Raw genomic sequence first — 10977 nt, 5'->3', positions numbered from 1 at the left:
CCGTCACCACCAGTAGACCCATCGCCACCAGAAGATCCTTCACCGCCAGAACTTTCAGATCCATCACAGGCTTTTCCTGAATAGTTGTAGTGACCAAATGGGCGAGGGTCATTTTGCACACCACCAGAGATCCAAGTTCCGGCCATTAAGGTAACTTTGCAGCTATTGTTACAAGCGGTATTTACTTGAGATGAACCAACAGGGAAGGTGATTGTTCCTAAGCTTTGGCCTGACATTTTTTTACAAGGACTTTCACATATTCCCGTTTCTTCGTTAAGTTCTGTACCTGTAGGGCAAGAGGTAACAGGGGTGCCTTGAAGAATGAGTGAGCGACCTTTTTTTATATAACAAGGACCACTCAAGCGACCGCCATCTCTAACAAACTTTGAGAAGTCAATAATATCTCCCGCAGTAATATCCGAATAATAGCTCCCAGAGGCGTAGCTAACCCGACATAATGTGGCATTAGCACTAAATGAAATACAGAGTAAGAGAGTCAAAAAAGCCCGAATTATCAGAAGCATGGAATCCTCACTATAAAAAAAGGGAGCCGAAGCTCCCAATCAATCAACCTGCTATGACTCCGGTGTAAACCCCATATAAGAATGAGGCACACATTAGAGAGCCAAGAACAACGGAGACAATCATTACTTACGGAGCCAAGAAACAACCATACCCAAACCAAAACCAAGAGCAGCAATACCAATTACACCGGAAGTAGTAAGACCGACCATAGATTTACCTGCATCGACAGCCGCAGTAATAGCGGTTTCATTTGCACCTTCAGCGAACGCAGAGCCAGAAGTAAGAGCGACAGAAGCAACAAGAATTTTATTGCTAACCAATTGACGTAGTTTATTCATAATAATTTTCCTAAATGGATTAACGAAAGTGTTTTAATACGCGCCCAAGAACGTGACCACCAACGAAGGTTATCAAGCTTTGAGCAATAACGAATTCATACAAATCTTTGTCGAATTCAAGTAATGACCAATCAAATTGACCATCAACCAAGTGCGTTAACTGTTCTTTAGAGACCAATACATATTCACAAACATCACCGGACGATTGTTGTAAAATCCCATCAATAACAGTCACGCAAATAGACATAGCACCTAGACCTAATTACTTAGCTTTCATAAAGTTATCGAAGTGCTTTTTAATTTCTTCATCGACAGGAACGAGCTTGTTAACCAAGATATCTAGAGGATCATTTGGGTTAGCACCAAAGCTCAGTTCGTAGTCACGGTTGGCAACAAAAGCGCGAGATTGGATAAGCTGACGAGCGTAGGCCACATCAATTTTCAGAGCTTGTTTGTTGTAAGGGATGTCAGTTGAGAAACCGATACCAGTTTGCTGAAACTTCTCGTTATCGACTTCTTCAACAGCACGTAGGACAGACAGCTCCGCGAACTCCATATTAGATTTCGGGAAACGCTTGATAGAGATACCAGTTATTGTAGGCATATTCTTGACTCCAAAATTTCGATTTTCTGTTTAGTGTATTCGTCAGGAATGCCTAACGAGGTTTCAAAGTTTGCGCGTCTATGGTGCGTAGGAATGAGCATTCCGAATGCTTCACCTAAGTCACCCTCAGTCATTGCAACAACTTCAGAAAGTGCTTTACCACATTGGCGACGAACCCAAGCAATACGAGCAAAGAACTCAAGACCGGCTTTTTTTTTGTTAAGCTCAATCTTCATCGGTTCAGCAGGGTCGATACTTGCTGAGAAGTCACACAGACCAGCAAAGGCCGAAGCAGGCGAGGCGAGTAGTGCCAAATCACACTTCTTCAATTCCACTTCATTGCGGTACCAAATTACTTCAGGGTCAGCGATGTTTTGCTCAAACTTCTTGTTGTACACACGCCAGTAGATTGCAGAGGTACGAGAGCCAACAAGGACAGCTTCCTCTGATAATTCACCGGATTGTGAAACGCGCTTATGAGGAACCATTGTCGGACCACGACCACGAGAAGCAGTGCGAAATGCTCCCTCATAAAAACATTTCTCAGCGTACTTACAGTCAAAGATTCCGGTGTAGTCATCCACGCAGAGATCTAAACGGGCTAGGCGATTGATGCCCAAAAGTGACAACCACCAGTGCACCTTTTTGTGTGTGGTGAAGTCGAACAACTTAGCGCAACCCGTACCATTGATTTGCACGTAGACCGTATCGTTGTTACCACCAACACCAACCAAACCACATTCAACCGTTCCCGTAGAATCGTAAATCACCATTGAATCTTCATAGCCATGCAAACCACGGCCACGCATAGGAGACAGACGGAAGTTAAAGACTTTTGCCATGAACTCATCAAACCTATCGGCTAAAACCTTACGACATTTGTTACGGTGTAACTCAATTGATTTCTCTATTGCTTCTGGTGAGTTAAAACGACCTTTAACGCTTTGCTTTTTAAACTCAGGAAACTGCATGTTGATAAAGTCTTGTTCGTTCGAGTTATCCAAGTGTCTAAGCGAACCGTAAGAAAACGAAAAGGCTAGGTGATCCACTTGAACCGGACGAATCTCATCATGAAACTTGTGTGGTTTTTTAGATGGCATGGAAAACACCTTTAACCAAAAGCTCTTGGTAGTTCTCATCAGTGATTTCGACAATCTGAAACGACACCATGCCGTAATGAACTTCCATGAACTGGAAGAACTCACGCTGAGACTTAAAGAAGTTATGACCCCAAGGAAAGTAAGCGTTGATGCCATGGTTGGGTTCGTTGTCGAAGTAGATAGAGTCCATGATTAACGTTCCAAACCGTAGAACGTGCAGAACTGTTCAAGTTCTTGGTCGTTATCAAACGTAAAAGTGAAAGAGTCACTAGAGTTATAAAGTGGATTCTTATAGCTGACAGTGTGAAAAAGTTCTTCGCCAATTGTGCGTTGGCCAAACTCAAGTTCGCTAACAAGGAACTCAAAGCAGATTTCTAGTGGTGAGTTATGAAGAGACACGGACGCGTGTGTGAAATCTGGGTAGTTAGAGAAGCTAACGTGTTCAGATTTCAAAACAGAGCCGTATTGAATAGATTCAATTTGGAACATAGAAGCCACCATAGTTAATCAACCAAAGCAGGTTGAGTTGCGATATGTGGCAATCGTAGTTGCGACCAATGGCAATTACAAGATGCGATTTATGGCAACTTTGCAGCTACAATGAACAAAATGGAGGTGCCAAATGTACTCATCAGAATTAATTAATGCCTACAAAAAGGCGAAAAATTACGTACAAGACAAGCAAGTTGCACACGACTTGAACCTTGATCCACCGAAGATAAGTAAAATTAGAAAAGGTGTTCGCCAACTTACTGATTCAGAAGCAGTTTTCTTGGCTGAGAACTCAGGTATTGATCCGGAGATAGCGTTGCTTGGTTGTCACGCTGACCGCAACGAAAATCCAGAGATTAAACAGATGTGGGAACACATTGCAAAAAAGTACAACGGGCTAGGATTAAAAGCGATTTCAATGACTTGCGCAGGATTAGCGTTGATGGCAGCCACCCCAAATAAAGCACTAGCCAACTGCGTATTATGTATATGCGGGTAAATACACAATACGTTAATTTTCAAGGTCTTGAATCCTCTAAGACCTTAATAACTCTCTCGTTTTTTATCTTGTGGGCGATGAGACCCCAGACCAAATTTTGATCACTTTCATGGAGCAAGCCTGCGATATGGAAAGCTATCTTCCAGTCTATAGAATTCCGACCATTCCGCCAGTTTCTTACGGTTGATTGGTCGACATTCAGCTTTTTTGCTAGTTGGTACTCTGAGGTGAGACCGAACTTAGCTTTAGTACGATTCAAAAGCGCATTTTCGTATGTAAAGCGTTCCATTATGATCCCTCATATTTCGTTCATTGTAGGGGTGGATTTAGCTTCAAAGCCATACGGGGCATGCTTGCCAGTAGCAAATAAATTCCAGTAGAGTGATTTATGTCAAAGGTTTAATACTCTAGGAAGGCAACGATAGTTTGCTACCACTTTAATGAATGTCAGTCATCGATCACCTATCAAAAGTTTCAAACGAAGTGCGCGTCCATTGGCCGCACTTAATCGTGATCGTTGGAGAAAGCTGTTGGAGAACCCGTCCCAATATGACTATCTGCTGTCTCGTTCGGGCAAGTCGACGCAACGCCAATACTTAACCGATATTGGCCGAGTGATGGACTACTTGGTGAGTGAGTTGGAGTTTCGTACTTGTAAGGTAGGAGTAGCGACCGCGAACGGGTTCTTGCTTCGTACTTGGGCGAATGCAGCCAAAGGTACCGGCTTACCAGAATGGCGGGTGAAACAGTGCGTGAGTTACGCAAAAGATCGAGGCTGGATCACCTCAAAGCAACCTCGAGAGAACATCAATGGCGACTGGTATGGATTGGCATCCATTAAGCGCATCACCGACAAGTATTTCCGCGATCTCGGTTTGAACCTGGCTTACGCGAACGCCAAACAAGCTGCGACTAAGAACCTCAAGAAAATGGCCGCCTCAACCGGCGTACACATCCGTTATCTTTTAACACCCATCACTTTGTTACGTAAGTTTGCGCGTCGCAGTACTCAGCGCCACAACAGCACTGTGCCTTAATATCAAAGCTCAAACTGTGCCTAGATCCGCCTGAACCCCGATTTTTCGGGGTTTTTTGTCTCTATTCCTATCCAATCTCATCGATTTAAGATCTTGAATTCCTCGTTGTGGATAACCGTTTCATTAACCGGTGTTTTACTGCGTTAACTACTCCATGAATTCAGTCCTTGAGATCACAACGCATAGTCTAAAGACTAATGATCTATCTAAAGATAGATGTAAGGGAGAGTTACTGTTACCCCGTGAAAAACGGGGATAACTTATTAAAGGAAGCGGCTCATCGAGCTCGCCAGCGAGCTGGAGCCTTATTACGCGAGACGTTCGATAGCATGGCGATAAACACCGAAAATGCGGGCACAGCAACGGCTATGGAGTCGCTACGCGACGGTCTATTAGGAAAGAAAAGGCGAGATCTAAGCGCACAGTTTAATTACTTAAACCTATTAAGTTTCATGTTTTAATTGTTATAATCTATTGGTTAACGTCGAGAGACAGGGACACACCAACGTCGTGAGACAGAGGACAATACAATGACAAAGCATCAACAGAGCTACCAACAATTGGTCAGCGAGCTTGAGCTCGTTGAACAAACGCTGACCCAAGCGGCGCCAGACTGGAACACCGTTCCCACCTTCAAGAAACCCCTTGTCGCGATCCAAGCGGCCGAAGAAGCCAGCCAACAGGTGGCGACGACCATCCATTTGCTGAAATCCCTCATGAACAACTTCCACCTTCGCTTGAGCGAACTGGAGGCGACGCATGGCCAGTAAGAACCCCGTCAAAGGTTACATCGCGTGCCCAACGCATGGGTGTGATGAGATCTGCACCGTGCACGCCGTTGGCGAGCATAAGCTCATCGAAGGCGGTGAGCCGCCTAAAAATAAGCGCCGCCTCGGTCAGCTCTATACCATTTGCCCCAGTTGCAAAACCAACCAAAGCGCGGGTAAACCGTTTCAAGACTGGTTGCACAACCACATGGTGTCGAGTCCAGATAAAGCCACTACTGATTATAAAGACAGTGCCAATAAGAAACCCGAGCCAAACACCCCTTTAAAACCGAACGAAACCAAGCCCGATAAGGGCTCAAGCAATCCCGACAAATCCAACGAGAACCAACCCGTGTCGGTTAACACCCGGTTAGGCTGGTCATTCTTGTTGCTGTTAAGCACCTGCGCGTTGTTGTGGTTTGGTTTAACGAAGAAAAAAGGAGTCACTCATGAGCAATGAAGCCCCATTCACGCCCGTGGAGAACGAACTGGATGAACGCGACCAACAAGCCGTTGAAGCCGTAGAAACCTTACGTGAAGCCCGAGAGCACGACGAGGCCGAGCCGTCAGAGACGCAAGACGCTTCGCCGGAGCCATTGGGTTTCGGGGAAGAAGATGCGCGCATGATGCTCTCTTACGGCTTAGGTGTGGTGGAGATGACCGTCGGCAGTGTGTTTGATGTGCCGTTTGAAATCGACACCCGAGCCGGTAACCAGTGGTTAGACGCCGCATCACCCATGCTGCAGAAGTACGGACCCGCCGGTTTGAAATGGTTCGGCCAGTATCAAGGCGAGTTTGTGTTTGCCATGGCCTCGATGACCTTGATTGGGGGTTGCGCCAAACAAGTGCGCCAACTTAAACAGGCTCAGGAGACAACTGAGCCCGAGACGCCGCAGGAGGTGGACAGTGAAGCTCCCCAATCCAGTGAACAAGAATAACGCCCACAATGCGGAGCACGTTTGTTACATGGGCACCACGGGCAGCTGCAAAACCACCGCCATTCGTCAGCTCAATTTCATTGAGCGTTCGTCTCAAGTGGTGATGTTCGATCCGTACAGCGAACACATCGAGGCGCCGCTCAAAGGCGGCCGTGTGCAAGCGTGCCACAGCTTTGATGAGTTCTACCACAAGGCGTGGTTTGCCCGAAAGAAAAAGGCCGCGTTTCGGTTGGCTCTGGTTGAGCAAGAGCGAACCCGAGAAAACCTCGAGTTGTTTGCCAACATGGTCTGGTCATTGGGCGATGGCCATCATCCGAAAAAGCTCCACTGTGTGATTGAAGAGCTTGCCAAGTTCACCAATACACCGTCAAAGCTCGATGGGTTAGCCGGCGAACTCTGGACGGGTGGCCGCGGCTTTGGCTTGGTGATGCACGCCACGTTTCAGCGTGGACAAGAAGTGCCTAAGACGGTGCTCGATGAATCCAAATATGTGTACGTTGGCGCGGTCAGCTCACGGCGCAATGCCAAGTACATTGCGGACTATTTTGATATTCCCATGGAGGCCATTTTGGGGCTGCAAAGCTGCGTCGATAGGGAGCATTTAGGGCGTAAAAAATTCGCGGATTACATCCTCAAATCACCGGGATTAGGCAAGTGGGAACAAGGAAAAATCTACCCCAAGCGATGACGGTAACCTAATAGGTTTAACTCTTAACCTAACAGGTTAAAGACACTGGTCATTTTCGTCTGAATACACCACGTTATCAGCATCAATCACTCTAAAGGAACTCCCATGAGATTGAACGTGAAAAATGTGGCGATTGTCGCCGGAATTGCTGCGGTAACGACGGGTGCGATCGTCTTTGCCGTGAATAATAAAGTCGGTGGCCTCGATAAGTTGTTGGGTCGCTCGGGCTGGTTTTAGAGGGGAATACGATGTCAGTCAAACCAATCAAATTGAACTCGATGGTTGGCGCGTCGTGGGGACAAAAAGGCACATTGCCAATCCCTAATGGCCCGACGTACCACGAGTTGGTGCTGGAAACCAACGCCAGCGCCGCAGACATGCAGCGCATTGCGATAACGCTTAACGCCGAAGAGATTTACGTCTTAACCGGTGAAGAGCTCGTGATGCTTGAGCGCTATAAGCAGCGAGACGCCACGGCGGGGCATTTTGTGATCCCGTTCAGTGACATCGTGGCGCGCACCAAAAATGGGGTGCGTTACACCGGTTTGGTCACCGAGCTGGGTGACAACATCCACCTCGATATCCAATTCAAAGGCAAGGCCGCCAACGCGACGCCGCTGTCTATCCAAGTGCATGCGTGGGTGAGTAACTCTCAAGCGATGCGTGTCTTGGTGCCGATGATCAAACGCGAAACCATGCCGGCCAATGCACAGGGCGAGAACGAGTTCACCAACTTGGTGACGAGTCCGCTCATCAGCATCCGCCGCATGCATTTCATGCACGACAAGATCAGCAAATTGGAAATTGAGCGCGACTTTGTCAAAGAGTATGAAGCCAACACGTTCATTTCTGAAGCCAATGCGAAACGCAATGAGCGCACGCCGCAGTCGGGGTATTTTCATTTTGACCCGATCGTTCGTGGGTTCTCCATTGATGAACTGTTTCCAACGCAGCACAGCTCCAATCTGAAGTTTTCTGTGACCACCACCGATGTCCCAGGTTCAATCCCGATCTTGGTGGAGTCGGTGAAAGTGACGCGACCGGAAATGTTGCAGAGCGGCGCGGCCTAAGGAGCGCCAATGAACGCTTTTTTTGATGATCTATTGGAGTTTGGCGCGGGTGCGTTGGATTCGGTCGGTGAAAACGCCGACTGGCTGTTTCCAACCAACGACCAATCGGCCAATCCCGACAAGACGCAGCAACCCAATCACCCTCGGGTGGATGACAAGGGCAACACGGTGACCACACCGCACGGCCAACCCGCGAAAGACAACACATTGTTGTACGTCGGTGGCGGCGTTGGTGTGGTGCTGGTCTTGATATTGGGCGCGCTGGCGTTTCGAAAATAAGGAGACGGTGATGCCGTTATTGTTTTGGGTATTGGGTGGATTTGGGGTCGGCAGCCTGTTTGGGCTGAGCGCTGGCAAAGGACTCAATAAAGTGTTGCTTGTGGTGGTGCTTGTCGCGTCACTGATGTGGCTCAAAGGAGGGCGCTGATGCTCGGATCATTGACATCATTAACCGGTGGCGGTGGCCTTCAAGGGGGCACAGCAGGACCGGCTACGTCTGGTACCTCGGGCAACACCACCAACAACAGTGGGTTTGAAGGCGGGCACATCAGCCTCGGTGAGCAACGCGGCATGCCGTGGTGGTTCATTGTGTTGATGGCTTTGTTTGCCTTGTATGCCTTGTCCAAACGATAGCTTACAGCCAGCAAAGTGGGCTCACGTCCATCAACGGCTGAAACCGGCACTGAGAGAGTATTACCAATATGCACAAACCCAAGTGGGGAAGGGCTTAGAGGCAACGTATCAAATAAGTGACACTGTCATGTTACTGCGTGGTGAGCGGCTGAAAAACAACACCAGAGAGCTGGTTGTGGTGGCGTTAGCGGGTGATATGTCCTCCGGCACATTGGCCGCCGTCGAGCATGCGAAACAGCATGGCTTTGATTCAGTGCGAGCGCATTTTTATCGTGCAGGTGCCGAGCGATTCATGGCAAGACGATTGAAATTACCGGTTCAGGAAATTGAACGCCACGGCGATGAACGGGTTTTACAAATAAGGTTAGCGGATATGGGTGGAAGAAGTTCTTCGAAAAGTCGTCAAAGCAACACCACGACGACCACAAACACCAGCAGCAGTGCGGCGGTCGGGGGCGACAACACCGGTGTGATGCTGTCGGGCGTCAGTGACTCGGACATTAATTTGACCATGACCGATCATGGCGCGATGGCCATTGCGGGACGTACCGCCGAAGAAGCGTTTGATTTTGGTACCCAAGCTTTAAGAGTCAATCAATCGGTGGTCGGTGATTCCTTGAACATGGTCGATAACTCGTTGCGTGTGGTCGATAACACCGTCGACGAAGCGTTCGGTTTTGGTTCGTCGGTCTTAGAAGAGCAATCCGAAGTCAGTCAACACGCCATTGATTCGATCAAATCGATGGCCGGCCAACAAACCGAAACCACCAAAGCGGCGATTGCCTTAGCCAACAACGCGAAAGCGAGAGAGCAAACGGGCAGCAATGAATCCGATAACTCTACGCTGAAAAAATTATCTCTCATCCTTGGGATCATCGGGACGATGGTCACCATTGGGGTGGTCATGACAAGGCGCGCATCATGAAACAGACGCACACATTAGAACCCGATCAAACGCTGACCTTCAATGCGGGTCAGTCCGGTAAGTACCTTATTTTGCGTGAGACCACGCACTCATTTCTTTTGCAGGGCGATGCGATGCGTCCCATTGAGATATTTGCCGGTGACACCGTTGATGTCTCCCGTTTTGACAAGCTCGAGCTGCACAATCATCAGACCGTGGATGTGACGTTTGAATACCAAGTGTCGGACGTACTCATCATGACCAAGGCGCAGAAAATTAGCGTCAATAACGCGCTGTTGGTCAGTGAAATTGAAAAACCTATCCAAGTGAGAAACGTGCTCGATCCCGTTAAGGTGAGCGAGGTGGAAACGCCCGTGACCGTCGCGGAAATTCAAGCGCCGGTGGAGGTTCAAAAAGTACAAGAACCCGTCAAGGTTAGTGACATTGTCACACCGGTTAAAGTTTCGGAAATACAAACACCTATCACTGTTAATGAAGTGCAAGCACCAGTAGACGTCCATCGCGTGGCCGAGCCGATCACCGTAGACGAAATCACTCAACCGTTAACCATTGAACGGATCCAACAACCGGTGAATGTCGAGGTCGGAAATGCCTCATTGGACGTGCAAGCCACCATCACTAACAGCGAACTGAAAGTCACGTCGGATCCGGAGCGCGTGACGTTCTACCCAATCGAAACGGGCACCTTGCGAATCACTGGGCAATCACAGACCATTCGAGGAAAAAGAGCAAGAAAGGCACTCATCTTACAAGCCCTGACGACCAATAAAGGCCTAGTCCTTGTGAAAGGGTTCTTGGAGTTACACCCGGGTGGGCATTTGATGCTCAACACCAATCAAGCGGTGAATCTTTTCGGGTCTAGGAATGACTACATTCGATTAGGAGAAGCGATATGATGCTGTCATTAACCAATCCAGAGATTGCCGGCGCTAATGATGGTTTTTTGAACGTGGAAGCGAAACACGACAATCAGATGAGTTTCATTGTCCACTCATATCGAAAGGCGACGTTTCCGCTTTCCAACCACGTTGAATTGCTCGATTTGAGTATTAACCGCCATAAACTCGAGCAAGCAACGCCACACAACCAGCGCCGAAGATCGTCTTCGCTTCTAGCAAAGGAAGGCATCGTCCAAATCAAGTTTTTGACTGCCAACAATACCAACGTATCGGGGCGCTTGCTCTCTCTGTATTTTGCCGCGAATTCCCTCTATGGCTATCCACTGTTTCTTATCAAACCGAAAGCCGCGACCAAGCTTGAGATCACCGTCTCCAACATTGATGCCAGCGTTACGCTGCATTCGAGACTCCTTGTGAAATCGGAGGGCGAATGAGATGGCTAGTGTTACTCGCCAGTGGCTT

The 10977-nt window shown here is 48.2% G+C and carries 21 protein-coding genes and 1 pseudogene; 14 read left to right on the top strand and 8 right to left on the bottom strand.

Annotated elements, in window-relative coordinates; genetic code table 11:
- The 7 genes and pseudogenes from AB4503_RS12445 to AB4503_RS12415 all read right to left on the bottom strand — a co-directional run.
- Window positions 1-236, bottom strand: a pseudogene (locus tag AB4503_RS12445) (hypothetical protein); the annotation flags it as partial.
- A gap of 411 nt (window positions 237-647) precedes the next feature.
- Window positions 648-863 (bottom strand): hypothetical protein, encoded by a 216-nt coding sequence (locus AB4503_RS12440; protein ID WP_050644778.1) that lies wholly within the window; start codon window positions 861-863, stop codon window positions 648-650.
- Between the two features lie 19 nt (window positions 864-882).
- Window positions 883-1110: a hypothetical protein gene (locus AB4503_RS12435; protein WP_050644779.1), complete on the bottom strand. Its 228-nt coding sequence runs from the start codon at window positions 1108-1110 to the stop codon at window positions 883-885.
- 15 nt (window positions 1111-1125) lie between these two features.
- Window positions 1126-1467, bottom strand: a complete 342-nt coding sequence (locus AB4503_RS12430) for a DUF1293 family protein (protein WP_050634299.1) — start codon at window positions 1465-1467, stop codon at window positions 1126-1128.
- Window positions 1455-2567: a replication initiation factor domain-containing protein gene (locus tag AB4503_RS12425; protein ID WP_372114872.1), complete on the bottom strand. Its 1113-nt coding sequence runs from the start codon at window positions 2565-2567 to the stop codon at window positions 1455-1457. The genes AB4503_RS12430 and AB4503_RS12425 overlap by 13 nt, the downstream gene beginning before the upstream one ends.
- The gene (locus tag AB4503_RS12420; RefSeq protein ID WP_016793342.1) at window positions 2557-2757 is read right to left on the bottom strand and encodes a hypothetical protein; all 201 of its coding nucleotides are present in this window, start codon (window positions 2755-2757) and stop codon (window positions 2557-2559) included. The genes AB4503_RS12425 and AB4503_RS12420 overlap by 11 nt, the downstream gene beginning before the upstream one ends.
- A gap of 2 nt (window positions 2758-2759) precedes the next feature.
- On the bottom strand, window positions 2760-3056 hold the full coding sequence (locus AB4503_RS12415; protein ID WP_372114869.1) for a hypothetical protein: 297 nt from the start codon (window positions 3054-3056) through the stop codon (window positions 2760-2762).
- Window positions 3057-3189: 133 nt separating this feature from the next.
- Here AB4503_RS12415 and AB4503_RS12410 point away from each other — a divergent pair, with 133 nt between their 5' ends.
- On the top strand, window positions 3190-3558 hold the full coding sequence (locus AB4503_RS12410; RefSeq protein WP_372114867.1) for a DUF3693 domain-containing protein: 369 nt from the start codon (window positions 3190-3192) through the stop codon (window positions 3556-3558).
- A 19-nt stretch (window positions 3559-3577) separates the two neighbouring features.
- On the opposite strand, the gene AB4503_RS12405 is transcribed toward AB4503_RS12410, so the two are convergent.
- Window positions 3578-3847, bottom strand: coding sequence for a helix-turn-helix transcriptional regulator (locus tag AB4503_RS12405; RefSeq protein WP_016787092.1), 270 nt, complete (start codon window positions 3845-3847; stop codon window positions 3578-3580).
- Window positions 3848-3998: 151 nt separating this feature from the next.
- Here AB4503_RS12405 and AB4503_RS12400 point away from each other — a divergent pair, with 151 nt between their 5' ends.
- From AB4503_RS12400 to AB4503_RS12340, 13 genes are all read left to right on the top strand, one after another.
- Window positions 3999-4595: a hypothetical protein gene (locus AB4503_RS12400; RefSeq protein ID WP_102562118.1), complete on the top strand. Its 597-nt coding sequence runs from the start codon at window positions 3999-4001 to the stop codon at window positions 4593-4595.
- A 530-nt stretch (window positions 4596-5125) separates the two neighbouring features.
- Complete coding sequence (locus AB4503_RS12395) at window positions 5126-5365, top strand: hypothetical protein (RefSeq protein ID WP_372114864.1); 240 nt, start codon at window positions 5126-5128, stop codon at window positions 5363-5365.
- A complete protein-coding gene (locus AB4503_RS12390) occupies window positions 5355-5822 on the top strand; it encodes a hypothetical protein (protein ID WP_372114861.1) in 468 nt (155 codons plus the stop codon). Before AB4503_RS12395 ends, AB4503_RS12390 begins: the two co-directional genes overlap by 11 nt.
- Window positions 5812-6300, top strand: coding sequence for a hypothetical protein (locus AB4503_RS12385; RefSeq protein WP_231904644.1), 489 nt, complete (start codon window positions 5812-5814; stop codon window positions 6298-6300). The genes AB4503_RS12390 and AB4503_RS12385 overlap by 11 nt, the downstream gene beginning before the upstream one ends.
- Complete coding sequence (locus AB4503_RS12380; protein ID WP_241909608.1) at window positions 6269-6988, top strand: type IV secretory system conjugative DNA transfer family protein; 720 nt, start codon at window positions 6269-6271, stop codon at window positions 6986-6988. Before AB4503_RS12385 ends, AB4503_RS12380 begins: the two co-directional genes overlap by 32 nt.
- Before the next feature lie 105 nt (window positions 6989-7093).
- A complete protein-coding gene (locus tag AB4503_RS12375; protein ID WP_016787086.1) occupies window positions 7094-7225 on the top strand; it encodes a hypothetical protein in 132 nt (43 codons plus the stop codon).
- Between the two features lie 11 nt (window positions 7226-7236).
- Complete coding sequence (locus AB4503_RS12370) at window positions 7237-8058, top strand: major capsid protein P2 (protein WP_048661966.1); 822 nt, start codon at window positions 7237-7239, stop codon at window positions 8056-8058.
- 9 nt (window positions 8059-8067) lie between these two features.
- Window positions 8068-8337, top strand: coding sequence for a hypothetical protein (locus tag AB4503_RS12365; RefSeq protein WP_372114857.1), 270 nt, complete (start codon window positions 8068-8070; stop codon window positions 8335-8337).
- Between the two features lie 10 nt (window positions 8338-8347).
- Window positions 8348-8485, top strand: coding sequence for a hypothetical protein (locus tag AB4503_RS12360; protein WP_017082232.1), 138 nt, complete (start codon window positions 8348-8350; stop codon window positions 8483-8485).
- Entirely contained in the window at window positions 8485-8691 is a 207-nt protein-coding gene (locus tag AB4503_RS12355; RefSeq protein WP_017082233.1) for a hypothetical protein, read from the top strand. The genes AB4503_RS12360 and AB4503_RS12355 overlap by 1 nt, the downstream gene beginning before the upstream one ends.
- A gap of 127 nt (window positions 8692-8818) precedes the next feature.
- The gene (locus AB4503_RS12350) at window positions 8819-9616 is read left to right on the top strand and encodes a hypothetical protein (protein WP_372114854.1); all 798 of its coding nucleotides are present in this window, start codon (window positions 8819-8821) and stop codon (window positions 9614-9616) included.
- Window positions 9613-10512 carry a hypothetical protein gene (locus AB4503_RS12345; protein ID WP_371729236.1) on the top strand — a complete coding sequence of 300 codons (900 nt, stop codon included), beginning with the start codon at window positions 9613-9615 and terminating at the stop codon, window positions 10510-10512. Before AB4503_RS12350 ends, AB4503_RS12345 begins: the two co-directional genes overlap by 4 nt.
- Complete coding sequence (locus AB4503_RS12340) at window positions 10509-10949, top strand: hypothetical protein (protein ID WP_102533711.1); 441 nt, start codon at window positions 10509-10511, stop codon at window positions 10947-10949. The genes AB4503_RS12345 and AB4503_RS12340 overlap by 4 nt, the downstream gene beginning before the upstream one ends.
- Window positions 10950-10977 lie beyond the last annotated feature (28 nt).

The organism is Vibrio sp. 10N.222.55.B11, from assembly GCF_041473705.1.
Taxonomy (GTDB): Bacteria; Pseudomonadota; Gammaproteobacteria; order Enterobacterales; family Vibrionaceae; genus Vibrio; species Vibrio crassostreae_C.
Note: the sequence above shows the minus strand (reverse complement) of the source record. Positions and strands in the feature narration are given on the sequence as shown.

Bases quoted from the DNA above. Each gene is read 5' to 3' on its own strand.
- AB4503_RS12440 (WP_050644778.1), bottom strand. From the start codon at position 863: ATGAATAAACTACGTCAATTGGTTAGCAATAAAATTCTTGTTGCTTCT.
- AB4503_RS12435 (WP_050644779.1), bottom strand. From the start codon at position 1,110: ATGTCTATTTGCGTGACTGTTATTGATGGGATTTTACAACAATCGTCC.
- AB4503_RS12430 (WP_050634299.1), bottom strand. From the start codon at position 1,467: ATGCCTACAATAACTGGTATCTCTATCAAGCGTTTCCCGAAATCTAAT.
- AB4503_RS12425 (WP_372114872.1), bottom strand. From the start codon at position 2,567: ATGCCATCTAAAAAACCACACAAGTTTCATGATGAGATTCGTCCGGTT.
- AB4503_RS12420 (WP_016793342.1), bottom strand. From the start codon at position 2,757: ATGGACTCTATCTACTTCGACAACGAACCCAACCATGGCATCAACGCT.
- AB4503_RS12415 (WP_372114869.1), bottom strand. From the start codon at position 3,056: ATGTTCCAAATTGAATCTATTCAATACGGCTCTGTTTTGAAATCTGAA.
- AB4503_RS12410 (WP_372114867.1), top strand. From the start codon at position 3,190: ATGTACTCATCAGAATTAATTAATGCCTACAAAAAGGCGAAAAATTAC.
- AB4503_RS12405 (WP_016787092.1), bottom strand. From the start codon at position 3,847: ATGGAACGCTTTACATACGAAAATGCGCTTTTGAATCGTACTAAAGCT.
- AB4503_RS12400 (WP_102562118.1), top strand. From the start codon at position 3,999: ATGAATGTCAGTCATCGATCACCTATCAAAAGTTTCAAACGAAGTGCG.
- AB4503_RS12395 (WP_372114864.1), top strand. From the start codon at position 5,126: ATGACAAAGCATCAACAGAGCTACCAACAATTGGTCAGCGAGCTTGAG.
- AB4503_RS12390 (WP_372114861.1), top strand. From the start codon at position 5,355: ATGGCCAGTAAGAACCCCGTCAAAGGTTACATCGCGTGCCCAACGCAT.
- AB4503_RS12385 (WP_231904644.1), top strand. From the start codon at position 5,812: ATGAGCAATGAAGCCCCATTCACGCCCGTGGAGAACGAACTGGATGAA.
- AB4503_RS12375 (WP_016787086.1), top strand. From the start codon at position 7,094: ATGAGATTGAACGTGAAAAATGTGGCGATTGTCGCCGGAATTGCTGCG.
- AB4503_RS12370 (WP_048661966.1), top strand. From the start codon at position 7,237: ATGTCAGTCAAACCAATCAAATTGAACTCGATGGTTGGCGCGTCGTGG.
- AB4503_RS12365 (WP_372114857.1), top strand. From the start codon at position 8,068: ATGAACGCTTTTTTTGATGATCTATTGGAGTTTGGCGCGGGTGCGTTG.
- AB4503_RS12360 (WP_017082232.1), top strand. From the start codon at position 8,348: ATGCCGTTATTGTTTTGGGTATTGGGTGGATTTGGGGTCGGCAGCCTG.
- AB4503_RS12355 (WP_017082233.1), top strand. From the start codon at position 8,485: ATGCTCGGATCATTGACATCATTAACCGGTGGCGGTGGCCTTCAAGGG.
- AB4503_RS12350 (WP_372114854.1), top strand. From the start codon at position 8,819: ATGTTACTGCGTGGTGAGCGGCTGAAAAACAACACCAGAGAGCTGGTT.
- AB4503_RS12345 (WP_371729236.1), top strand. From the start codon at position 9,613: ATGAAACAGACGCACACATTAGAACCCGATCAAACGCTGACCTTCAAT.
- AB4503_RS12340 (WP_102533711.1), top strand. From the start codon at position 10,509: ATGATGCTGTCATTAACCAATCCAGAGATTGCCGGCGCTAATGATGGT.